The sequence below is a fragment of the Pannonibacter phragmitetus DSM 14782 genome, assembly GCF_000382365.1.
GTDB classification, from domain to species: domain Bacteria; phylum Pseudomonadota; class Alphaproteobacteria; order Rhizobiales; family Stappiaceae; genus Pannonibacter; species Pannonibacter phragmitetus.
This window is the reverse complement of sequence record NZ_KB908215.1, coordinates 1,042,683-1,064,432: the sequence shown is the minus strand read 5'-3', so window position 1 is coordinate 1,064,432 and position 21,750 is coordinate 1,042,683. Positions and strand designations below refer to the sequence as shown.

The following is a 21,750-nucleotide window of genomic DNA, read 5'->3' as shown; positions in this document are numbered from 1 at the left end:
CTGGGTGAAGAGGGCCTTGCCTGCCTCTCCGGTTCTGGAGGCGGTGCCGCCCTTCTGTGCCGTGAGGATTTCCTGCAGCTTGTCGGCCACTTCCTTGTCGGAGCCCATCCGGGACAGGGCTTCCTGTGCCTGCCGGGACAGGTCGACAATGGCGGCCGGGTTGCCGGCGGCGCCGCCAGCCTGTTCTGTGCCAGAGCGCCCGCCCGGCTGCCGCCCTTCCGCCTCCGCCGCGCCGGACTTGCGCAGCGAACTCAGCAGATCTGACCCCGAACGCGGGAGACCGGAAGCAATCTGTGTCATGGTATCACCTTGTTGAGGTGTTGGGGAGAATCGTAATCACAGGTTGCATATTGGGGCGGCAAAAGTTAACAGCTGATTAACATTTACCGGGAAAGCGCGGGCCGCAGATCCCCCCTCACCCCCCGAGAAATCCTTCGAGCACGTTGACGCAGTTGGAGCCGAGGGCGTCGACGGCGTAGCCGCCTTCCATGACGAAGAGGGTGGGCTTGCCGAGGCGGGCGAGCCTGGCGCCGAGGCGCAGGAAGTCTTCCGGCACGAAGCGGAATTGGGAGATCGGGTCCTTCTCGTAGGTGTCGAGACCCAGCGAGACGATCAGCACGTCCGGGGAGTAGACCGTCAGCCAGCGGCAGGCTTCTTCCAGCGCTTGGGCGTAACGGGCCCAATCGGTGCCGGGCGGCAGCGGCCAGTTCTGGGTGAAGCCCTTGCCTGCCTTTTCGCCCGTCTCGTCCGCATGGCCGAGGAAATAGGGGTATTCTTCCTTTGGGTCGGCGTGGATGGACAGGAACATCACATCGGCGCGCTCGTAGAAGATCGCCTGCGTGCCGTTGCCGTGGTGATAGTCCACGTCAAGGATGGCGACGCGCGCGGTGCCCTGATCACGCAGCCACTGGGCGGCGATGGCGGCATTGTTGAGGAAACAATAGCCGCCGAAGTAATCGGCTGCCGCGTGGTGCCCCGGCGGGCGGCAGAGGGCGAAGGCCGAGCGGTCGCCCTCGCGCAGGAAGCGGGCGGCGGTCAGCGCCGAATTGGCGCTGGCGGTGGCTGCAGCCCATGTGTGCTCGCCCAGCGGCGTGCCCGCATCAAAGGAGAAGCGGCCCAGCAGCCCGTCGATGTGGGTGGGTGTGGGCGAGGAACGCAGCTGGCGCACGGGCCAGACGAAGGGGAAAGCCTCGCCCTGCCGCCCGGCAGCCGTCCAGCGGCTCCAGAAGCTTTCGAGGAAGTCGAGATATTCGCCTGTGTGCACCCGTTCCAGCGGGGCGCGGCCAAAGTCCTGCGGAGTCCACAGCGGGCCGATCTTGCGGGCAAGGATTTCGTTGCGGACCATCTCGGCCCGGCTGGGAATTTCCACGGCGGGTTTCAGCATCCCGTCCGAGATTTCCATCTTCGGGTCATGGGTCAGCTGGACGGGCGAAAAAACGGTCTTCATGCGGTGCGGCTCACGGCTGGAAGCGGAACTCGGTCACCTGACTATAGGTTGTTCCGGGCCGCAGCACAGCCCCCGCAAACTCCGTATGGTTAGGGCTGTCGGGCCAGCGCTGCGGCTCGAGGCACAGCCCGGCATGCGGGCCGTAGCGGCGCCCCTCCAGCCCCTCGTAAGGCAGGCCCAGGCCGGAGGCATCATAGAACTGGACGCCCGGTTCGGTGGTCCAGAGTTCCATGGAAATGCCGGAGGTCTCGCCTTCCAGCACGGCCGCAAGGCGCAAGGCTTCCGAGGGTGTGTCCGCCACGCAGAAATTGTGGTCGTACAGCACCCGTGCATGGTCCGCGCCGGTCTGGCGGATCGGCCGCTTGGTGCGGAAATCAAAGGCGGTGCCCTCGACAGGCAGGATCTCGCCGGTGGGGATGCAGTCTGCATCGACCGGCAGATAGCGGCCGGCAAGGATCTGCAGCCGGTGGCCGCTGATATCGCCGGAACTGTCGAGATTGAAATAGCTGTGGTGGGCAAGGTTGACCAGCGTCGGCTGGTCCGTCTCTGCGTTCATCTCAAGGCGCAGCGTGCCGTTTTCCAGCAGCGTATAGCGGCAGCGCAGATCCACGTTGCCCGGATAGCCTTCCTCGCCATCGGGCGAGGTCAGCGTCAGAAGCAGGCTGGAGGCGGAGAGTTCGGCAATCTGCCAAAGCTTCTTGTCATAGCCGCACTGGCCGCCATGCAGATGATTGCGGCCTTTCTCGTTGCAGGTGACCTGACGGGAAACGCCATCCAGCGTGAAGCGGCCAGCGGCGATGCGGTTGGCATAGCGCCCGCAGGTTCCGCCGAAATAGGCACCGTGGGCCTGATAGTCCTCAAGCGTGTTGAGCCCGAGAACCAGCGGGCGGCCATGCAGGCGCAGATCCCGGAGGGTTGCGCCGTAGGTCAGGACGGCGGCTTCGAGGGAACCGGCCCTCAGCGTGACTTCATTGACGGTTTCACCGCCGGGAAGGGTGCCAAAGGGCCGGATCATGTTGTTGCCGTCCGTTCAGATCTGGTCAGGGTTAGAGGGTCTGGTTGTAAGCACCCACTTCCGGGTTCTCGCGCAGCACCGCATCCACGGCCTTGAACATCTCGTGCAGGCGGGCTTCGGAAGCGGGGCTTTCCACCACCACCACAAGCTCCGGCTTGTTGGAGGAGGCGCGGACGAGGCCCCAGGTGCCGTCTTCCGTGACGACGCGCACGCCATTGACGGTGATGAGATCGGTGATGGCCTGTCCGGCCACCTTCTCACCTGCGGCCTGCATGGCCTGGAAGCGGGCGACCACCTTGTCGACGATGCCGTATTTGATCTCGTCCTCGCAGTGCGGCGCCATGGTGGGCGAGCCCCAGGTCTTCGGCAGGGCACGGCGCAGGTCGGCCATGGACTTGCCGGGGTTGCGGTCCATCATGTCGAGGATGGCGATGGCCGAGACGAGGCCGTCGTCATAGCCGCGGCCAATCGGGGCGTTGAAGAAATAGTGGCCGGACTTTTCAAAGCCGACGATGGCTCCCAGCTCCGTCACGCGGCGCTTGATGTAGGAGTGGCCGGTCTTGTAGTAGTCGGTCACCGCGCCATTGGCCTTCAGCACCGGGTCGGTGTGGAACAGGCCGGTGGACTTCACGTCCACCACGAACTTCGAGTTCGGGTAGAGCGAGGAAATGTCGCGGGCGAGCATCACGCCCACCTTGTCGGCGAAGATCTCTTCACCCTCGTTGTCCACCACGCCGCAGCGGTCGCCGTCGCCGTCAAAGCCGAGGCCAACGTCTGCACCGGTTTCCAGAACCTTGTCGCGCAGGGCATGAAGCATCTTCATGTCCTCCGGGTTCGGATTGTAGTTCGGGAAGGTGTGGTCGAGTTCGGCGTCGAGCGGAATGACTTCCGCGCCCAGCATTTCCAGAACGCGCGGGGCGAAGGCGCCGGCTGTGCCGTTGCCGCAGGCGGCCACAACCTTGATCGGGCGCTTCAGCTTGGCACGGTCCGTCAGGTCCTTGATGTAGACATCCGCGAAATTGTCGACATAGCGGTAGGAGCCGGAGCCCTTGGCGACAAAGGCGGAGTTCAGTACGATGTCCTTCAGGCGGCCCATTTCTTCCGGGCCGAAGGTCAGCGGGCGGTTGACGCCCATCTTCACGCCGGTCCAGCCATTGTCATTGTGCGAGGCGGTGATCATGGCAACGGCCGGCACGTCCAGTGCGAACTGGGCGAAATAGGCCATCGGCGACAGGGCAAGGCCGATGTCATGCACGTTGATGCCCACAGCCATCAGCCCGTTGATGACCGCCATCTTGATGGAAGCGGAATAGCCGCGGAAGTCATGGCCGACGACGATATCCGGACGGATGCCGCGCTCATGCATCAGGGTGCCGATCCCCATGCCGAGGGCCTGCATGCCCATCAGGTTGATTTCCTTCTCGAACAGCCAGCGCGCGTCATACTCGCGGAAACCGGTGGGCTTGACCATCGGCTTGGATTCGTAGGCGTAGGTATTCGACTTCAGAAATGCTTCGGGTTTGGGAAACATGAGCAACCTCACAAGAGCTTTTGCCGGAAAAGACTAACGAAATGAGCGGTATCCGAGCGGCTGGACATTATTGAACCAGAAGCATCGTGTCACCAGAAATATCAAATCGTTTGAACCGGCGCAGCGCTGACATGCCAAGCAGTGGTGTCGACAATGAGGCATCCGGAATGACCACTGCATCCACATCCCGAAGATAGAGAGGGCCCAGCTCCAGGGTTTCGATCTTCACCGGTGCAGCGGCAATGATGCCATTGGCGGTGTTGACCCGGGCGGTGAAGTCCTTGTCCTCCGGCTGGATACCGGCGCGGCGGGCGTCAGACTGAGGCAGGGCGACGAGCGTTGCGCCCGTGTCCACCATCATCTTCAACGTTCTGCCGTTGATGCGGGTTCCCGCGATAAAGTGGCCGTTCTGCTCCGCCTTCAGTTTCAGGCTGCCACCTGTGGCTTGTGCGGCTTGCTCTGCTGTGGGGGAGAGGTCTTGCGCTTCCGTCCAGCGCTCCACCAGCCCCGGCACGAAAGGCACCAGAGCTGCAAGCAGAACGAGGATGACGAGATAACGCAGCATGACCTTGCCGGACACACGGAGGATGGACGGGAAATCCTTGTCACATCCGGCTTAGCATCCGGTGAACGGGATCAGCTTCGGGTGGTGGGGAGCGTTGCGGCAAGCTGGCTGATGGCAGCGGCATCCGGTGCGCTGCCCTGCGCGCCATTGGCCGTGCAGGCAAGGCTTCCGGCGGCAACACCAAAGGCCAGCGCTGCCCCCAGTTCGTCCCCCCGGTCGAGTGCGGCTGCGAATGCCCCGCAGAAGGCATCGCCCGCACCGGTGGTATCCACCACGTTCACCTTCGGCACCGGCACACTGTAGAGCGCCTTGCCGTCATGGGCGATGACGCCCTTTGCGCCCAGCGTCACGACGGCGAGACGTGCAGTGCCCAAGCGGCCTTTCGCAACTGTGCGCACGAAGGCCTCGGGTTCACCCGGCAGGCCAAGCTTTCCGGCAATTTCCATCGCCTCGCTCTCATTGGCGATGACGATATCGCTGAGGCTGGCAAGCTCGCTGACGGCCGGGTCTCCGGCCGGGGCGGTGTTGAGGATCACCGTTGCGCCAGCCTCACGTGCAGCGGCGATGGCTGCGCGGATCTCAGCGGCAAGCGTTTCCATCTGCATCAGCAGGATCGAGCCCTTGGGCAGCTTGCCCTTGAGCCAGTTGGCAGATACGCGGGCATTGACGCCGCTGGCGACGATGATGAGGTTCTCGCCGCTGGCCTCGACGCCGATCATGGCAATGCCGGTCGCCCCATCGAGGCGGCGCACGCCGGACAGATCGACACCGGCGGCTTCCAGATTGGCAAGGGCAGGGGCGGCGAAGACATCCGTTCCCACCGCAGCGGTCATGGCCACGTCCGCTCCAGCGCGGCGGGCGGCCAGCGCCTGGTTGGCGCCCTTGCCGCCGGGAAAGTTCTGATGGTCCGGCCCGGCTGCGGTCTCACCCGGCAGGGGCAGGCGCTCGACCGCCGCCACGAGATCAAGATTGATGGACCCGAAGACGGTGATCATGCGGGGCTGCTCCTGCCGGTGTCTGTCTTACTTCGTGCCGTACATGCGGTCGCCCGCATCGCCAAGGCCGGGGACGATGTAGCCGTGGTCGTTCAGCTTGGCATCGATGGAGGCGGTGTAGACCGGAACGTCCGGATGGGCGGCATTGAACTTGGCAACGCCTTCCGGGGCTGCCAGCAGGCAGAGGAAGCGGATGTTGTTGGCGCCGCGCCCCTTGAGCTTCTCGATTGCGGCAATGGCCGAATTGGCGGTGGCCAGCATCGGGTCGACGACGATCACGAGGCGCTCGCCCAGATCTTCCGGGGCCTTGAAGTAGTATTCCACCGGCGTCAGGGTTTCCGGGTCGCGGTAGAGGCCGACATGGGCAACGCGGGCGGAGGGCACCAGATCCAGCATGCCTTCCAGCAGGCCGTTGCCGGCGCGCAGGATCGAGGCAAAGACCAGCTTCTTGCCCGCCAGCGTCGGGGCCTGCATCTCGCAGATCGGCGTTTCGATGGTGATCTGCGTCAGCGGCAGGTCGCGGGTCACCTCATAGCACAGCAGGGTCGAGATTTCGCGCAGCAGGCGGCGAAAGCCCTGGGTGGAGGTGGCCTTGTTGCGCATGATCGTGAGCTTGTGCTGGACCAGCGGATGATCAACTACGATGGCTCCGGACATGTCTGCCTGTCTCCTGTTCTTGCGGCTTTTGGCCGTTATGTCTTCTGGTATCTCTGTCTTTTCCTATGCACCGAAGAGCGCTCAAAAAACAGTCCCGGCGGCGGCAATTTTGCCGAAGTCCTCAACAGCTGCCGGGTTTTCCCGCAAAAGCATGGCAGCAAGCGGCAAGGTGCCCGCTTCCTCGATGCAGGTCAGCGGCAGGTCTCCGGCCTCCGTTTCCAGAATGTCCCGGACCTTGTTTGCCAGCTCAAGCGTCAGCGCTCCGGCAAGGCCGCGCAGCATGGCCGCCTGCACCCGGGCATCGCCGTCCTGCAGGGCGAAGGAAATAACGCCGCCTGCCAGCATCAGCTGCACATGCGCGGTGTCCGTCGGCCCGCCGGGGCCATCAAGGTCCAGCGGGGCAATGCCGGCCCAGGCCAGCGGCTCGACGAGGGAGAGCGCCAGAAACCTTGCCCGCTCATGCAGCGGCAGCAGAGGCTCGCCAGCCACGCAGCCCTCGAGCGCCGGCACGCGAACCGTATCGCCCAGCGGCACACCGTTGAGGCTTTCGGAGCCCTCCCACAGCGGCACCAGCCCTTCCAGCACGAGCGCGAAAATCCGCGCGAGGCTCAGGCTGCCGTCTTCCTGCCCTTCATCGAACAGCACGTCGAACAGCCCGCCGGGCCTTGGTTCGTCATCACGGGCAAAGAGATCGGGCCGCATGCCTGCGAGTTCCCCCAGCCGGTGCAGGCGGGCGGCGAGAGTAGCCGCATGGTCCTCATCCACCTGTAGGGCCCGGGCAAGCTCTTCCGTTTCCACCCGGATCAGCGCATGGGCATCGGCGCGGATGGGATCGGCGGGCACGGCGGAGAAAAGCCCGCTGGCGAAAGCGGACAGGGTGGCTGCCGTCATGCCTTCAGCGCCTGCAAGCCTCTCCCCGGCGAAAGGGTCATCGAACCGCCAGCCCGGATCCGCAGGCGGCGTCATCAGCACTGTGGTTATGGCCGCATCAAAGGCGGCGCGTCCCATCATCCGCACATCGGGAAAGGCACGGGCACCGGCAATCATGCCCCAGCGGTCTTCTCCGCCTGCCTCTGCCAGCCGCCACAGGGTGTGCGGGGCAAGCCCGGCTTCCGGCGCCGCAGCGCGCAGGATCGAAGCCACCTGCTGGGCCAGCGGCTCCAGCTTGCCCTCATCCAGACGGATGCCGGCAAGCGCAGTCTGCCTGGCGAGATCCAGCAGGCGGGCGGCACCTTCGCGCAAGGCTTGCGCAGTAAGCAGGCTGATGGCCTCGGAGGGTGTTTCGGTGGCGGCGGGCGTTGTCATCGGCTTTGCGTCCTTTCAGTGGAACGCACTGCTCATACCAGTTCCCGATGAGATTTGCTTATCGGGAACTGGTCAAGCCCGAGCGGTGTTTGAGCATTTTCAAGGCGTGATGCGTCAGCATCAAAAGCCTTGGTATCATGATGCCGTTGGACCTTCAGGTCATGTCAGATTGTGCGGGAGGGGGGCTGCCATGTTGCTGCCGTGAAATCATGAACGGTTGATAAACCAGCATCATGCACGATCCGTGGCAAGCTTGTCCTGTTGTCTGATGTCCGTTTCGGGCAGCATGAGTTGCGTCCTTCATGCAATACGTGCTGCTGCGCCATAACAAAATCACTGCTGCTTTCCGGGTTTTTTCATGTCGACCGTCTTCTCCATCGCCGCCCTTCTTCTCGGTTCCGGCCTGCTGCTGATGGCAGGCGGGCTGCATGGCCTGCTGCTGCCGGTGCGCGGCCTTGCCGAAGGGTTTTCCGATACGTCCCTCGGCATGCTGGGGGCAGGATGGGCGGTGGGCTATATCGCCGGCTGCCTGCTGGTGCCGATGATCGTGAAGCGCGTCGGGCATATCCGCACCTTTGGCGTGATGGCTTCCATAGCCGCCATCTCCATGCTGCTGAACCTGTTGTTCATGATGCCGGAAGTCTGGATTCCGCTGCGCGCGCTCACCGGCTTCTGCTTCGCAGGCGGCGCCATGATCGTGGAAAGCTGGCTCAACGAGCGCGCCAACAACAAGACGCGCGGCCGCGTGTTCGGCATCTACACCATGATCAACCTGGGCTCGACCACCATCGGCCAGATGCTGCTGACGCTGGGCGATCCCACCGGCTTCGTCTTCTTCGTGGTGGGCTCCATCATCTATTCCCTGTCGCTGCTGCCCACGGCCCTTTCCACCGCCGCGACTCCCACGCCCCTGACGCAGGCAAGGCTGGACCCGCGCCAGCTCTGGAAGAATTCGCCGGTCGCAGTGGTCGCCGTGGTTCTCACCGGCATTTCCAACGGCGCCTTCGGCACGCTGGGCGCAGTTTATGGACGGCGCATCGGCCTTGAGGTGGGGGATGTCGCCATCATGATGTCGCTGTCGCTGCTGATCGGGGCTCTCATTCAGGTGCCGGTGGGCATGATCTCCGACCGCATCGACCGCCGCCTCGTGCTGATCGGCATGGGACTGGTCGCCATGGTGGTGGAAATTGTCCTGTCGCTGCTCTCCGCCCCCGGCAGCACCACGGTGATCATCTTTGTCTCGCTGTTCGGCGGCATGATCTATTCCATGTATCCGGTCATCGTCGCCCATGCCAATGACCATGCGGCACAGGGGGAGTTCCTGAAAACCAGCGGCGGGCTGTTGTTGCTATATGGTGCCGGCACCATGATCGGACCGATCGCGGCGGCGGCTCTGATGACGGCCAGCTCACCCTCCGCCCTGTTCCAGGTGACAGCGGCGTCGCATCTGCTGATGGTGCTGTTCACCATCTGGCGCATGACCCAGCGGGCCAGCCTCAGTGTTGCGGAGAAGTCGGACTTCGTGCCGGTTCTGACCACCGGCCGCCTGTCCACCCCGGAAACCGCCGCCATGGACCCGCGCTCGGACGAAGAGCAGCAGAAAAAGGAAGCTGCGGCCTGAGGGGGAAGGCCGCAGTTTGTTTTCCGGCTGCAATCCCCTATGCCCGCAATCAATTAGCTGAGCTTCTGGTTGTCCACTTTGGCCAGCAGCCGTTCCTTGGTCGCCTTGTCGCAGAAGGCGGCTTCGATGGCGGTGCGGGTGAAGACGCGCTGGTCTTCCTGCGTCCAGTTGAAGGTCTTGGCGGTCAGGCTGTATTCCCGGCCCAGCGTGGTGCGGAAGAAGGGGGGATCATCCGAATTGAGGGTGATGCGCACGCCCGCCCGGCGCAACAGGTTGACCGGGTGGAAGCGCAGCACCGGGTAAAGCCCCAGCGCCGCATTCGAGCCGGGGCAGACCTCCAGCACGATCCGCTCTGCCGCCAGCCGGTCCACCAGTGCCGGGCTTTCGATGGCCCGCACCCCATGGCCGATGCGCCGCACGCGCAGGAAATCGAGGGCAGCGCTGATGCTCTCCGGCCCGCCGAACTCGCCCGCATGGGCGGTCAGGCCCAGCCCGGCCTCGCCCGCCATGCGGAAGGCGCGGGCGAAATTGGCCGGATGGCCCTCGCGCTCGTCGCCAGCAAGGCCAAAGCCGGTGACCAGCGGATGCGGATTGGAGACAACCTCTTTCGCGGCCCGCTCCACCGAGGCCGCACCGAAGTGGCGCACGCCAACGGCGATCATCCGGCCTTCGATGCCGGTCTCCGCCTTGGCCCGCTCAAGGCCTGCCGCCAATCCTTCCACATAGGAGCGGTAGGAGAGGCCCGCCGATGTGGCATGATCGGGAGAGATGAAGATCTCGCCGTAAATGGCCCCTTCGGCGGCCAGCATGCGGAAGTAGGTTTCGCTCAGCTGCGCATAGTCGCCGGGGCGGCGGAAGACGGAACTGGCAAGGTCATAGGCCGAGAGGAATGTGGTGAAGTCGCTCCAGCGGTACTGGCCCTTGGCGTCGATGATCGACGAAACGTCGATCTCCTCGCGCTTTGCGATCTTCTGAACCAGTGCGGGCGGGGCTGCCCCTTCGATATGGCAGTGCAATTCCGCCTTGAGCACCTGCTCCTGCACTGCCATGGGCCGCCCGTCCTTCCTTGAAAGCTGCCTGCCGGGTCCATTTCATGACCCGGCTCAATCACTGACAAAGTTGTTCCCGCCGCCGCACGCTGCGTCAAGAAGAAGCGGCGCATGGAGGCCGCTTCCCGGTGGAAAGTCAGGCGCTCAGGAAGCTGCGGCCATGGCGCCCGGCGGCAATGCCCAGATGCTCGGCGATGGTCTCGCCGATATCCGCATAGGTGCTGCGTCCGCCGATGCTGCGGCCAGCGATGCCAGGAGCAAAGCCCAGAACCGGCACATGCTCGCGCGTGTGGTCCGTACCGCGCCAGGTGGGGTCGCAGCCATGGTCGGCAGTCAGCAGCAGCAGGTCGCCGGGCTTGAGCTTCGCCATCAGCTCCGGCAGGCGCCGGTCAAATTCTTCCAGCGCCGCCGCATAGCCCGGCACATCGCGCCGGTGGCCATAAAGGGAATCGAAGTCGATCAGGTTGGTGAACACGAGATCGCCGTCTTCCGCCATGTCCATGGCTTCCAGCGTCTTGTCGAGAAGCTGGCCGTTGCCGGCGCCCTTCAGCACCCTGGTGACGCCCTGATGGGCGAAGATGTCGGAGATCTTGCCAACACCGATGACCTTGCGCCCTTCGGCGGTCAGCCGGTCCAGAAGGGTGGGCTCGGGCGGCAGCACCGAGTAGTCGCGCCGGTTGGCGGTGCGCACAAAGTCTGCCGCAGTCTTGCCCGTGAAAGGCCGGGCGATGACGCGCCCGATGTTGTAAGGGTCCGCATGCTTGCGGGCGGCTTCGCACAGGGCATAGAGCTTTTCGAGGCCGAAGGCCTCCTCATGAGCTGCGATCTGCACGACGGAATCTGCTGATGTGTAGAAGATCGGCTTGCCGGTGCGCAGGTGCTCCTCACCCAGTTCTGCAATCACTTCGGTGCCGGAGGCATGCTTGTCGCCGATGATGCCGGGAATGCCCGTCTCCGCCACGATGGCGGCGATCATCTCCGCCGGGAAGGTGGGGATGGTGGCCGGGAAATAGCCCCAGTCGAACGCGACGGGCACGCCCGCGATTTCCCAGTGGCCGGACGGCGTGTCCTTGCCGTTGGACACTTCCGCCGCATAGCCCCAGAGGCCCGTGGGGGCAGGATCCGGCGCAAGGCCGGGCAGGGTCTTGCCGGTGGAAAGCGTGGCGGCGGCGCCAAGGCCGAGGCGGTTCATGTTGGGCAGATGCAGTGGCCCGCTGCGCAGGCCTGGCTTGTCACCTTCTCCTGCCGCGCAGTGTTCCGCGATATGGCCCAGCGTGTCGGAGCCCTCATCGCCGAAGCGCGCGGCATCCTGCGCACCGCCGATGCCAAAACTGTCGAGCACAACGAGAATGGCGCGAGGCATGCTCTGTTTCCTTTTGTCCCGAGGCCAAAGCCTCTCATCTCATTTCACGGCAGCTCTTGCGGCTGCTTGTCGTTTGGCTTGAGGGAGGTGATGATCCGTAGCAAGTATCCGGCGCTTCAGCCTCACCCCCACCCCTAACCCCTCCCCACGAGGGGGAGGGGGACTTTGCTTCCGAACCGGCCCCGGTTCCTCTCCCCCCTTGAGGGGGAGATGCCCCCGGAAGGGGGCAGAGGGGGGTATGCAGCCTCTCCAGTCTGCCTAGAGGCTGTCATGTGTGGTGGCGCTGACACCCCCCTCTGTCTGCTGACGCAGACATCTCCCCCTCAAGGGGGGAGAGGGGCGCTGCGGCCACTATGAAACACCTCAGACGAACCAGTCCGGATCTTCCACTCACACCGCCCCTTACGGCGCGATCCCATTTTCGCCCTGTATCGCGCCTCATGGCGCGATGTCATTCTTGCCCTGTATCGCGCCTCATGGCGCGATGTCATTCATGCTTTGTATCGCGCTCAAGGCGCAATACGGGCAGCCACGATCGGGTGGTCCTCGACGCTGCCGGAATCGCCGGTGCGATAGGCGGCGTTGAGGGCCTCGGTTGCGCGGCGGGCGGCGTCTTCGGTGGCGGCATGGACGATGGCGAGCGGCGCATCGGCATCCACCCGGTGACCAATACCGGCCAGTTCCGTGAAGCCAACCGACGGGTCGATCACATCGGCAGCGACACGGCGGCCGCCGCCCAGTTCCACCACGGCAACGCCGATGGCGCGGGCGTCAACGCCGGTGACCACGCCCGGCTCTTTCGCATAGACCGGAGCAATGACGGGCGCCTTGGCGAGATAGAGCTCGCTCTTTTCCATGAAGTCCGCCGGGCCGCCGAGGGCGGTGACCATTTCAGCGAATTTCTCTGCCGCACGGCCGCTTTCAAAGGCGGCGCGCATCAGATTGCAGCCTTCCTGGGCGCTTTCGGCAATGCCGCCGGTCGCCAGCAGCTCGCCGCCCTGCGCCACGGTCACGTCCCACAGGCGGCTGTCGATGGAGGCGCCCTTCAGGAAGTCCACGGCATTCTGCATTTCCACCGCATTGCCTGCGGCAGAGGCGAGGGATTCGTTCATGTCCGTCAGCAGGGCGGTGGTTTTGAGGCCGGCGCCATTGGCGACGCGCACGAGGCTTTCGGCGAGCGCCTTGGCGTCCTCGAAGCTCTGCATGAAGGCGCCCGTGCCCCACTTCACGTCGAGCACGAGGCCCTGCAGACCCGCCGCCAGCTTCTTGGACAGGATCGAGGCGGTGATGAGGTCGATGCTCTCCACCGTGCCCGTCACATCGCGGATGGCGTAGAAGCGCTTGTCGGCAGGAGCAAGGTCACTGGTCTGGCCGATGACGGCGCAGCCCACTTCCTTCACCACCTTGCGGAACAGGGCATTGTCCGGCTGGGTCTTGTAGCCGGGGATGCTGTCGAACTTGTCGAGCGTGCCGCCGGTGTGGCCAAGGCCGCGTCCGGAGATCATCGGCACGGCCGCGCCGCAGGCGGCAAGGGCAGGGGCCAGCATCAGCGAGACGTTGTCGCCAACGCCGCCAGTAGAGTGCTTGTCCAGCACCGGTGCGTCCACATCGGACCAGTCCAGCACGGTGCCGCTGTCACGCATGGCCAGCGTCAGGGAGACGCGCTCGTCAATGGTCAGGCGGCGGAAGAAGATGGCCATGGCCAGCGCCGAAACCTGCCCCTCGCTGACGCTGCCATCGGCAAGGCCCTTGACGAAGAAGGCGATTTCTTCCCGCGTCAGCTGGCCGCCGTCCCGCTTTTTGCGGATGAGTTCCTGTGCCAGCATGTCAGTATCCCTCGCGTGCGCTGCCTGCGCCGCCCTTGATGACGTCGATAAGCGCATCCAGCAGCCCGCTGGCGCCAAAGCGGAACGTGGCCGCCGATGCCCAGTTGTGCCCCAGAATCCGGTCGGCCAGCGCCAGATAGGCAGCAGCCTCGTCCAGCGTGCGGATGCCTCCGGCAGGCTTGAAACCCACCTGACGGCCGGGCTGTTCGGTGCGCACTTCGTCGATCACCGTCAGCATGATTTCGGCAGCTTCCAGCGTGGCGTTGACCTTCACCTTGCCGGTGGAGGTCTTGATGAAATCGGCACCGGCGGCAATGGCCACGAGCGAGGCCTGATGAATCAGCAGCGGATCGCCGATCTCGCCGGTTTCCAGAATGACCTTCAGCTGGGCCGGCGCCGGAATGGCGGCCTTGACGCGGATGATCATCTCTTCGGCAAAGCCGCGGCGGCCTTCCACGAAGGCGCGGTAGGGCATCACGAGGTCGATCTCGTCCGCGCCATCGGCAATGGCCCGGGCTGTCTCTTCCACCACGGCGCGGGTGTCCACGCCGCCTGCGGGGAAGTTGACGACAGTTGCGACCTTCACCGGCGTTCCAGCCAGCTTTGCCTTCGCCTGCGCCACGAAGGCGGGATAGACGCAGACGGCGGCCACATGGCCATGCTCCGTCACGGCGCGGGCGCAGAGCGCATCGATGTCGGCGGCGGTGCAGCCGTCATTCAGGTTCGTCAGATCGACAAGGGCGAGAGCACGGGCAGCAAGTTCCGCCCTGGTGGCTGCATCAGCCATGGGAAATCTCCTTCACGAAGCCGCGCACAAGTTGCTTCATGCGCGCAAGGCCGAGTTTGGCGACGGACTTGGTCTCGTCGTGGGACAGGCCATGGGCCTGCATGCCTGCGCCCAGATTGGTGATGATCGACATGGCGGCCACGCGCATGCCGAGGAACCGTGCAAGGATCACCTCCGGCACAGTGGACATGCCGACGGCATCAGCACCCAGAATGCGCGCCATGCGGATCTCTGCCGGGGTCTCGAAAGACGGGCCGGAGAACCACATGTAGACGCCCTCTGCCAGCGCATGACCATCGGCCTTCGCGGCGCGGTGCATGGCGGCCTGCAGGTCCTTGTCATAGGCGGCGGTCATGTCGAGGAAGCGCTTTTCGTCTTCCTCGCCGATCAGCGGATTGAGGCCGGACCAGTTGATGTGGTCGGTGATCAGCATCGGGCTGCCCGGCTGCACCTCTTCGCGCAGGGACCCGGCGGCGTTGGTCGCCAGCAGGATCTCGCAGCCTAGCGCCTTCAGCGTTTCGACCGGCGTGCGCATGATGGAGGGATTGCCGCTCTCATAATAGTGGGCGCGGCCCGAGAGGATCACCACCGGCACGCCTTCCAGCTCGCCCGCCACCAGCTCGCTGCCGTGGGAGGAAACGGTGGAGACTGGAAAGCCCGGAAGCTTGCTGTAGGGAATGCGCACCGCATTCTCCATTTCGCCCGCCAGTTCACCGAGCCCGGAGCCCAGGATCATGCCGATGCGGTAGCTGCCCGGACGGGCGGCGCGGACGATTTCCGCGCAGTCATTGCCATAGCTGCTCATGGCGTTCGTCCCTTGTGTTGTTCTGTTTCAGCCTCAACGGTCCGCTTCAGTCGAGAAGCTGGAAACCGGCGGGCAGCAATTCGTCGATGGTGAAGGTGCGGCGGATGCCGTCGAGATTGGCGATATGGACCTTGACGGAACCGGCCGCGAATTCCTTCAGCTTCTGCCGGCAGCCGCCGCAGGGAGTGCAGAGGGCGGCGTCGGCGATGACGACCACTTCCTCGATCTGCTGCTGACCGGCCAGAACCATGGCGGAGATGGCGCCGGCTTCGGCGCAGACGCCCTGCGGATAGGCAGCGTTTTCCACGTTGCAGCCCGGATAGATCTTGCCATCGGCGGCAAGGATCGCCGCGCCGACCTTGAAGTCCGAGTACCGGGCATAGGCGTTTTCGCGGGCAGCTTTTGCCGCCTCGAAGAGCTTGTCCACCGCGCTCATGTGCGCTCCTTCAGATAGGGGATGCCGCTGGCCTTGGGCGGAATGGCCTTGCCGATGAAGCCCGCCAGCAGGATGACAGTGAGAATGTAGGGAAGGGCCTGGAACACCTGCACCGGCACCTCACCGATGCCCGGAACCTGCTGGCCCTGAAGCCGGATGGCCATGGCATCGAGGAAGCCGAAGAGGAGGCAGGCGTAGAGTGCGTTCACCGGCTTCCACTTGGCAAAGATCAGGGCCGCCAGCGCGATGTAGCCGCGCCCGGCGGTCATGTCCTTGATGAAGCCGGAGGACTGGGCAATCGCCAGATAGCTGCCAGCCAGGCCGCAGAGAATGCCGCACATGATCACGGCACGGTAGCGCAGGAAGGTGACGGAGATGCCCGCCGTATCCACCGCCGCCGGGTTCTCGCCAACGGCGCGCAGACGCAGGCCGAAGCGGGTGCGGTAGAGCACCCACCATGTGGCCGGAACGGCAAGGAAGGCGAGGTAGACGAGAATGTTGTGGCCCGAAATCAGCTCGAAATAGAGATAGCCGATGACCGGCACGTCCTTGAGGGCGGCGGCAAAGGGCAGTTCGATGTCGAGAAAACGCCCGCCAGCCGACAGGGACGGTGTGCGTCCGCCCTGATTGAACCAGGCTTGCCCCAGAAGGGCGGTCAGCCCGGCCGCCAGGAAGTTGATGGCAACGCCGGAGACGATCTGGTTGCCCCGGTTGGTGATCGAGGCAAAGCCGTGGATCAGCGCAAGGCCGACCGCGACCACAATGCCCGCGCCAAGCCCGGCCCATGCATTGCCGGTGATGAAGGCAACGGAGGCTGCGCCAAAGGCGGCGCCCAGCATCTTGCCCTCAAGGCCGATGTCGACGATGCCCGAGCGTTCCGAATAAAGTCCGGCAAGGCAGGCCAGCAGCAGCGGCGCTGACAGGCGGACGGTGGAGTCGAGGATGAGGATCAGGGTCTCGAACATGGCTCGTTCTCCCGTCAGGCCGTCTTGCCGGCAGCAGCGGCCGGCTTGGCGGAGAAGCTGAACAGACGCACCAGCGCCGGGCGGAACATGTATTCCAGCGCCCCGGCGAACAGGATGACGAGGCCCTGGATGACCACGATCATGTCACGGGTGATGGCCGGCATTTCGAAGGCGAGTTCTGCCCCGCCCTGATAGAGCATGCCGAACAGGATGGCTGCCAGCATGATGCCCACCGGATGCGCCCTGCCCATCAGCGCCACGGCGATGCCGACAAAGCCGTAGCCGGCAACATATTCGATCAGCAGCCGGTGCTGCGAGCCGACAAGCTCGTTGATGGCCATCAGCCCGGCGAGCCCGCCGGAAATCAGCATGGTGATGATGGTGATGCGCACCGGCGAAATGCCGGCATAGACGGCGGCAGCGGGATTGGCACCGAAGGTGCGGATCTCATAGCCAAGCCGCGTGCGCCAGATCAGCAGCCACACCAGCACAAGGGCCGCCAGCGCCAGAAAGACCGCAAGGTTGACCTGCGACGAGCCGAAGAAGCTGGTGCCGAAAAAATCCCCCAGCAGCGGCAGCTGCCCGCCTTCAGCAAAGGTGCGGGTTTCCGGCTGCATGGAGCCGGACTTGTTGATCACCTTCACCAGCAGATAACCCATCAGCGCGGTGCCGATGAAGTTGAACATGATGGTGGTGATGACGATATGGCTGCCGCGCTTGGCCTGCAGCCATGCTGGGATGGATGCCCAGGCTGCGCCAAAGAAGGCTGCCGCCAGCACCGCGACCGGAACAGTGATCCACCACGGCGCATACTGGTCCAGCGCAAGGCAGGCAAGGGCAGCGCCGAGGCCGCCGAGATAGGCCTGACCCTCGCCGCCAATGTTGAAGAGCCCCGCATGGAAGGCCACGGCCACGGCAAGACCGGTGAAAATGAAGTTCGTGGCATAAAACAGGGTGAAGCCAATCCCCTCGCCATAGCCGATCGAGCCCCAGATCAGCACTTGAACCGCATCCAGCGGGTTCTCGCCGATCAGCAGCACCACAAGGCCGGAGACGAGGAAGGCTGCAGTGAGGTTGAGAAGCGGGATCAGGCCAAAGTCGATCCAGCGCGGCAGGGAACCGGCACTCATGCTCTGCCTCCATGCGCGGCGCGGGCGGGTACGTCATCCGTGACACCGGCCATCAGCAGGCCGCATTCGTTTTCGGTGGCATCCGGTCCGCGCTCGCCGACAAGGCGGCCGTCGAACATGACCAGGATGCGGTCGGAGAGGGAGCGGATCTCGTCCAGCTCCACGGAGACGAGCAGCAGGCCCTTGCCCGCATCACGCAGCTCGATCAGCCGCTTGTGAATGAATTCGATGGCGCCGATATCGACGCCGCGCGTCGGCTGGCCGACCAGCAGCACATTCGGGTCCCGCTCGATCTCGCGGGCCAGAACCACCTTTTGCTGGTTGCCGCCGGAGAAATTGGCCGTTTTCAGCAGCGGATTGGGCGGGCGGATGTCGTATTTGGCGATTTCCGCTTCGGCCGCCTTGCGGATGGCCCGCATGTCGAGCAGGGGGCCCTTCGAATAGGCCGGATCGTTGTGATAGCCCAGGATGGCGTTCTCATATTCGGCAAAGGACGTGACAAGCCCCATGCGGTGCCGGTCTTCGGGCACATGGCCCATGCTCATTGCACGGATTTCCGCCGGATTTTTCGGATTGGCCGCAAGATCGATGGTTTCGCCATTCAGCCACATGCGGCCCTTGCGGGCACGGCGGATCCCCGCCAGCGTCTCCAGCAGCTCCGACTGGCCGTTGCCCGAGACACCGGCAATGCCGACGATCTCGCCGGCGCGGATCTCGAAGGACACGTCCTTCACCACATCGACGCCCCGGCTGTCGGTGACGGTGAGGTTCTCGACGGCCAGCACCCGCTCGCCGGGCCTGGCAGCCTGCTTGTTGACCTTCAGCAGCACGCTGCGGCCCACCATCAGCTCGGCCAGTTCCTCCATGGAGGTGTCTGCCGTCTTGCGGGTCGCCACCATTTCGCCGCGGCGCATGACGGACACCGTGTCGGTGATGGCCATGATCTCGCGCAGCTTGTGGGTGATGAGCAGGACCGTCTTGCCCTGCGCCTTCAGAACTTTCAGAATTTCAAAGAGATGGTCGGCCTCCGCCGGGGTCAGTACGCCCGTCGGCTCATCGAGGATGAGCACCTCTGCGCCACGGCAGAGTGCCTTCAGGATCTCGACACGCTGCTGCAGGCCGACCGGCAGGTCACCGACAACCGCATCCGGATCGATCTTCAGATCATATTCGCGCTCCAGCCGGGCAAGTTCCGCCCGCACCTTGCCCGCACCGCCCGCCAGCAGGCTGCCGCCTTCGGCGCCCAGCATGACGTTTTCCAGCACGGTGAAAGGGTCCACCAGCATGAAGTGCTGATGCACCATGCCGATGCCAAGGCCGATGGCATGGCGGGAATCGCGGATGGTCACGGCCTTGCCATCCACCAGAATGTCGCCGCTGTCGGCATTGTAGAAGCCGTAGAGGATCGACATCAGCGTCGACTTGCCGGCACCGTTCTCGCCGATGATGCCGTGGATCGATCCCTTGCCCACCACAAGATCGATGTTCTTGTTGGCATGCACAGGCCCGAAGGACTTGTTGATCTTGCGAAGCTCGATGGCGGCGGTCATGGATGCTCCCGCGCGTCTGGCCACAGGGCCGGCGTCAGTCGGTGAAGGGGCCGGGCGCATGGCCCGGCGTCACAAGGAAAGAGCCCTTGCCCTGGCCTTCCGGCACAGGGCAAGGGCCGCAGTCCCTCAGGGTGTTACGGGCAGGTCTTGTCCGTCATGTAGTCGTGGACGGCGATCTTGCCCGAGATGATGCCGGCCTTGGCCTGCTCAGCCGCCGCCTTCATGTCGTCGGTGACCAGGGACGCATTGTATTCGTCCAGAGCGTAGTCCACGCCGCCTTCGGCTAGGCCCAGAACCTCGATGCCGCTGGTCCACTGGCCGTTCTTGGCGTCGGTGAAGGTCTTGTCCACGGCGACGTCCACGCGCTTCAGCATGGAGGTCAGAACCTTGCCCGGATGCAGGGCGTTCTGGTTGCTGTCGACGCCGATGCCGAGCTTGCCCGCGTCAGCGGCCGCCTGCAGCACGCCAATGCCGGTGGCGCCGGCTGCGTGATAGACAACGTCTGCACCACGGTCGAACTGGGACTTGGCCAGCTCGCCGCCCTTCACCGGGTCATTCCAGGCAGCACCGGTGGTGCCGGTCATGTTCTGGAAGACTTCGGCCTGCGGGTTGGTGGCCATCACGCCCTGCTTGTAGCCGCAGGCGAACTTGTGGATCAGGTCGATGTCCATGCCGCCGACGAAGCCGACCTTGCCGGTCTGCGAAGCCTTGGCTGCCAGCAGGCCGACGAGGTAGGAGCCTTCATGCTCCTTGAAGACGATGGAGCGGACGTTCGGCAGGTCCACGACCATGTCGATGATGGCAAACTGGATGTCCGGGAATTCCTTGGCGACCTTCTCCACGGCATTGGCATGGGAGAAGCCGATGGCGACGATCGGGCTCATGCCGCGCCGGGCGAAGTTGCGCAGGGCCTGCTCGCGCTGGCTGTCGTTCTGGATCTCGAAGTCGCGGTATTCGACGCCCGTGTCCTTCTTGAACTTCTCGGCGCCCGTGTAGGCGGACTCGTTGAACGACTTGTCGAACTTTCCGCCAAGGTCATAGACGACTGCCGGCTGGAAATCCGCTGCAAAGGCGGTGCTGGCCATCATGACGCCTGCAATGGCGGCGCCCGTCATCAGGAACTTCTTCACGTTACATCCTCCGGCACTGGACCCAGCCACCATGGCTGGTCCCGGTTTACTTCCCCTCTTGGACACTGCGGGGCAGCAAGGCTGCCGTCACAGGGCCGCTCGATCCGAGCCGCTGCTTCAGAGCCCTTGCCAGGGTCTCATCCGCGATCAGGTCGGTGATGACACCGGTGCGCAGCGCTGCAAGCGTGGCGTCTGCCTTGCTCTCCCCGCCCACCAGTGCAATGACACGAGAGCCGCGGACTTCTTCGTAGTGAAGACCCACGGCGCACTCGCCAAGACTTACGGGCACCTGCGCGCCCTCGATGCTGACAAAGCGGCCCATCAGGTCGCTGACGGCGCTGCTGCGCATCAGGCCATCCTGATCTTCCTTCTGGATGATGCCGCGCTGCACCAGATGACCGTCGTCATCGATGGAGCCGATGCCGACGACAAAGGCATCCGAGCGCCTGGCGCGGGCCAGAAGATCCTGCACGCTGCGCTGGCCGAGGAACATGTCACGCTCCTCCAGGCTTTCGGCAAAATAGGGCACCGGCAGATAGTAACCTTCCCCGCCCGTGCGCTCGATCAGCGGCTGCACGATATCGAAGGGGTTGGCCGAAAGCTTGCGCATCAGCGAGCCGGAGATGGAGATGATGGCAAGGTCCGGCCGGGACAGGCGCGGCATGGCCGCAACCGAAGCCTTCAGCGTCCGGCCCATGCCGACGCCGAGCTGACGGATTTCCGGCCCCGAGAGCAGGTTGGACAGGAAGGGGCCTGCGACGGAAGCAACGGCGCGGATGGCCGTCGTCTGGTCACCGCCGCCAAGGTCCGGCGCAATGATGCAGCTCGTCAGGGCAAAATGCCGGGTCAGCTCGTCTTCCAGCTCGAGGCATTCAATCGGGCGGCCCTCGATCTGGAAACGGACGAGGCCTTCCTTCTGGGCGTGGGCAATAAGACGGTGTACCTTGGCCGGCGAGACACCAAGACGCGCGGCAATCTCACCCTGCGTGCTGCCCCCCCACGAAGGAGAGCCACGCGGCGCGGATCGAGAGGTAGGTGGTCCAGTCCTCGTCCTGCACGGATTGCCCCGCCTGCTGCGCCCAGGTCTTTCGCCCGGATCTTGAGCCTCTGGTTGACTGAAAATTTCTTCAGCCGCTGTGAATTCTTTCAGGAAAGATGCCTGCCTGCTTGCCCGCCGTCAAGCGGATTTGGCGTGTTTTCCGGCTGAAACTTGGGCTTTTTCGTTTGGCGTATGGATGGCTGTGCGGGTGCTGCCGTGTGATGCAGTTTGCACGGTCATTGGGCAGGAATTGCCCTGCTGGCGCGCTGATCCGGCAAAATTTGCCTATTGTTGGGCAAATTTTGCCGAGTGGTTCAGGCGGGTGCATTCTGTGCGTCTTTTGATTTGCTGGCACAATTTTCGCCGCCTTACCTGTGGCATAGTGCTTGCTTGGAACAGTTCTATCCGGCGCGTGTTCAAGGCTCTGAAAATATCGGCAAATTGCTGAGATTCTCGGATTAACCGTCTGTTTAGCCGCAACAACAAAAGTAGAGAGGGAGGTGTGGGAAACCGGCTTCGGCCAAGACATGGAGA

20 protein-coding genes and 1 pseudogene are annotated in these 21,750 nt (G+C 64.2%); 1 reads left to right on the top strand and 20 read right to left on the bottom strand.

The features are described from left to right. From H163_RS0104925 to H163_RS22230, 8 genes and pseudogenes are all read right to left on the bottom strand, one after another. Positions 1 to 300 (bottom strand): annotated as a pseudogene (locus H163_RS0104925) (hypothetical protein); the annotation flags it as partial. A 115-nt stretch (positions 301 to 415) separates the two neighbouring features. After that, positions 416 to 1,447 carry a histone deacetylase family protein gene (locus H163_RS0104920; RefSeq protein WP_019963441.1) on the bottom strand — a complete coding sequence of 344 codons (1,032 nt, stop codon included), beginning with the start codon at positions 1,445 to 1,447 and terminating at the stop codon, positions 416 to 418. 10 nt (positions 1,448 to 1,457) lie between these two features. Beyond that, positions 1,458 to 2,462, bottom strand: a complete 1,005-nt coding sequence (locus H163_RS0104915; RefSeq protein WP_019963440.1) for an aldose epimerase family protein — start codon at positions 2,460 to 2,462, stop codon at positions 1,458 to 1,460. A gap of 31 nt (positions 2,463 to 2,493) precedes the next feature. Beyond that, entirely contained in the window at positions 2,494 to 3,993 is a 1,500-nt protein-coding gene (locus H163_RS0104910; protein ID WP_019963439.1) for a phosphomannomutase/phosphoglucomutase, read from the bottom strand. A gap of 67 nt (positions 3,994 to 4,060) precedes the next feature. Continuing rightward, the gene (locus H163_RS0104905) at positions 4,061 to 4,558 is read right to left on the bottom strand and encodes a retropepsin-like aspartic protease family protein (protein ID WP_040678113.1); all 498 of its coding nucleotides are present in this window, start codon (positions 4,556 to 4,558) and stop codon (positions 4,061 to 4,063) included. A gap of 71 nt (positions 4,559 to 4,629) precedes the next feature. Further along, on the bottom strand, positions 4,630 to 5,553 hold the full coding sequence (locus H163_RS0104900) for a ribokinase (RefSeq protein WP_019963437.1): 924 nt from the start codon (positions 5,551 to 5,553) through the stop codon (positions 4,630 to 4,632). Between the two features lie 27 nt (positions 5,554 to 5,580). Beyond that, entirely contained in the window at positions 5,581 to 6,210 is a 630-nt protein-coding gene (gene upp, locus H163_RS0104895; RefSeq protein WP_019963436.1) for a uracil phosphoribosyltransferase, read from the bottom strand. Between the two features lie 81 nt (positions 6,211 to 6,291). Beyond that, positions 6,292 to 7,515: a DUF1688 family protein gene (locus tag H163_RS22230; RefSeq protein WP_019963435.1), complete on the bottom strand. Its 1,224-nt coding sequence runs from the start codon at positions 7,513 to 7,515 to the stop codon at positions 6,292 to 6,294. A 358-nt stretch (positions 7,516 to 7,873) separates the two neighbouring features. Between H163_RS22230 and H163_RS0104885 the strand changes: the two genes are divergently transcribed. Further along, on the top strand, positions 7,874 to 9,136 hold the full coding sequence (locus H163_RS0104885) for an MFS transporter (protein WP_019963434.1): 1,263 nt from the start codon (positions 7,874 to 7,876) through the stop codon (positions 9,134 to 9,136). 53 nt (positions 9,137 to 9,189) lie between these two features. On the opposite strand, the gene H163_RS0104880 is transcribed toward H163_RS0104885, so the two are convergent. From H163_RS0104880 to H163_RS24295, 12 genes are all read right to left on the bottom strand, one after another. Next, positions 9,190 to 10,185: an adenosine deaminase gene (locus tag H163_RS0104880; RefSeq protein WP_019963433.1), complete on the bottom strand. Its 996-nt coding sequence runs from the start codon at positions 10,183 to 10,185 to the stop codon at positions 9,190 to 9,192. A gap of 136 nt (positions 10,186 to 10,321) precedes the next feature. After that, positions 10,322 to 11,548, bottom strand: a complete 1,227-nt coding sequence (locus tag H163_RS0104875) for a phosphopentomutase (protein ID WP_019963432.1) — start codon at positions 11,546 to 11,548, stop codon at positions 10,322 to 10,324. A gap of 509 nt (positions 11,549 to 12,057) precedes the next feature. Then, a complete protein-coding gene (gene deoA / locus H163_RS0104870; RefSeq protein WP_019963431.1) occupies positions 12,058 to 13,374 on the bottom strand; it encodes a thymidine phosphorylase in 1,317 nt (438 codons plus the stop codon). A gap of 1 nt (position 13,375) precedes the next feature. Then, a complete protein-coding gene (gene deoC, locus H163_RS0104865) occupies positions 13,376 to 14,161 on the bottom strand; it encodes a deoxyribose-phosphate aldolase (protein ID WP_019963430.1) in 786 nt (261 codons plus the stop codon). Next, positions 14,154 to 14,966, bottom strand: a complete 813-nt coding sequence (locus tag H163_RS0104860) for a purine-nucleoside phosphorylase (RefSeq protein ID WP_019963429.1) — start codon at positions 14,964 to 14,966, stop codon at positions 14,154 to 14,156. The genes deoC and H163_RS0104860 overlap by 8 nt, the downstream gene beginning before the upstream one ends. A gap of 46 nt (positions 14,967 to 15,012) precedes the next feature. Continuing rightward, positions 15,013 to 15,402, bottom strand: coding sequence for a cytidine deaminase (gene cdd / locus H163_RS0104855; protein ID WP_019963428.1), 390 nt, complete (start codon positions 15,400 to 15,402; stop codon positions 15,013 to 15,015). Continuing rightward, entirely contained in the window at positions 15,399 to 16,367 is a 969-nt protein-coding gene (locus tag H163_RS0104850) for an ABC transporter permease (protein ID WP_019963427.1), read from the bottom strand. Before H163_RS0104850 ends, cdd begins: the two co-directional genes overlap by 4 nt. A gap of 14 nt (positions 16,368 to 16,381) precedes the next feature. Continuing rightward, complete coding sequence (locus tag H163_RS0104845) at positions 16,382 to 17,497, bottom strand: ABC transporter permease (RefSeq protein ID WP_019963426.1); 1,116 nt, start codon at positions 17,495 to 17,497, stop codon at positions 16,382 to 16,384. Next, positions 17,494 to 19,047, bottom strand: coding sequence for an ABC transporter ATP-binding protein (locus H163_RS22225; RefSeq protein WP_019963425.1), 1,554 nt, complete (start codon positions 19,045 to 19,047; stop codon positions 17,494 to 17,496). Before H163_RS22225 ends, H163_RS0104845 begins: the two co-directional genes overlap by 4 nt. A gap of 134 nt (positions 19,048 to 19,181) precedes the next feature. Beyond that, complete coding sequence (locus H163_RS0104835; RefSeq protein WP_019963424.1) at positions 19,182 to 20,162, bottom strand: BMP family lipoprotein; 981 nt, start codon at positions 20,160 to 20,162, stop codon at positions 19,182 to 19,184. Between the two features lie 61 nt (positions 20,163 to 20,223). Further along, the gene (locus H163_RS24685; RefSeq protein WP_247643335.1) at positions 20,224 to 21,153 is read right to left on the bottom strand and encodes a sugar-binding transcriptional regulator; all 930 of its coding nucleotides are present in this window, start codon (positions 21,151 to 21,153) and stop codon (positions 20,224 to 20,226) included. Between the two features lie 151 nt (positions 21,154 to 21,304). Next, positions 21,305 to 21,745: a hypothetical protein gene (locus tag H163_RS24295; RefSeq protein WP_147290384.1), complete on the bottom strand. Its 441-nt coding sequence runs from the start codon at positions 21,743 to 21,745 to the stop codon at positions 21,305 to 21,307. Between the last annotated feature and the right edge of the window lie 5 nt (positions 21,746 to 21,750).

Coding starts and splice junctions, on each gene's coding strand:
- H163_RS0104860 (WP_019963429.1), bottom strand. CDS start 14,966: ATGAGCAGCTATGGCAATGACTGCGCGGAAATCGTCCGCGCCGCCCGT.
- deoC (WP_019963430.1), bottom strand. CDS start 14,161: ATGGCTGATGCAGCCACCAGGGCGGAACTTGCTGCCCGTGCTCTCGCC.
- H163_RS0104835 (WP_019963424.1), bottom strand. CDS start 20,162: ATGACGGGCGCCGCCATTGCAGGCGTCATGATGGCCAGCACCGCCTTT.
- H163_RS0104875 (WP_019963432.1), bottom strand. CDS start 11,548: ATGCCTCGCGCCATTCTCGTTGTGCTCGACAGTTTTGGCATCGGCGGT.
- H163_RS0104880 (WP_019963433.1), bottom strand. CDS start 10,185: ATGGCAGTGCAGGAGCAGGTGCTCAAGGCGGAATTGCACTGCCATATC.
- H163_RS0104885 (WP_019963434.1), top strand. CDS start 7,874: ATGTCGACCGTCTTCTCCATCGCCGCCCTTCTTCTCGGTTCCGGCCTG.
- H163_RS0104845 (WP_019963426.1), bottom strand. CDS start 17,497: ATGAGTGCCGGTTCCCTGCCGCGCTGGATCGACTTTGGCCTGATCCCG.
- H163_RS0104915 (WP_019963440.1), bottom strand. CDS start 2,462: ATGATCCGGCCCTTTGGCACCCTTCCCGGCGGTGAAACCGTCAATGAA.
- H163_RS0104900 (WP_019963437.1), bottom strand. CDS start 5,553: ATGATCACCGTCTTCGGGTCCATCAATCTTGATCTCGTGGCGGCGGTC.
- H163_RS0104850 (WP_019963427.1), bottom strand. CDS start 16,367: ATGTTCGAGACCCTGATCCTCATCCTCGACTCCACCGTCCGCCTGTCA.
- H163_RS24295 (WP_147290384.1), bottom strand. CDS start 21,745: ATGTCTTGGCCGAAGCCGGTTTCCCACACCTCCCTCTCTACTTTTGTT.
- H163_RS0104910 (WP_019963439.1), bottom strand. CDS start 3,993: ATGTTTCCCAAACCCGAAGCATTTCTGAAGTCGAATACCTACGCCTAC.
- cdd (WP_019963428.1), bottom strand. CDS start 15,402: ATGAGCGCGGTGGACAAGCTCTTCGAGGCGGCAAAAGCTGCCCGCGAA.
- H163_RS22230 (WP_019963435.1), bottom strand. CDS start 7,515: ATGACAACGCCCGCCGCCACCGAAACACCCTCCGAGGCCATCAGCCTG.
- H163_RS0104905 (WP_040678113.1), bottom strand. CDS start 4,558: ATGCTGCGTTATCTCGTCATCCTCGTTCTGCTTGCAGCTCTGGTGCCT.
- H163_RS22225 (WP_019963425.1), bottom strand. CDS start 19,047: ATGACCGCCGCCATCGAGCTTCGCAAGATCAACAAGTCCTTCGGGCCT.
- upp (WP_019963436.1), bottom strand. CDS start 6,210: ATGTCCGGAGCCATCGTAGTTGATCATCCGCTGGTCCAGCACAAGCTC.
- deoA (WP_019963431.1), bottom strand. CDS start 13,374: ATGCTGGCACAGGAACTCATCCGCAAAAAGCGGGACGGCGGCCAGCTG.
- H163_RS0104920 (WP_019963441.1), bottom strand. CDS start 1,447: ATGAAGACCGTTTTTTCGCCCGTCCAGCTGACCCATGACCCGAAGATG.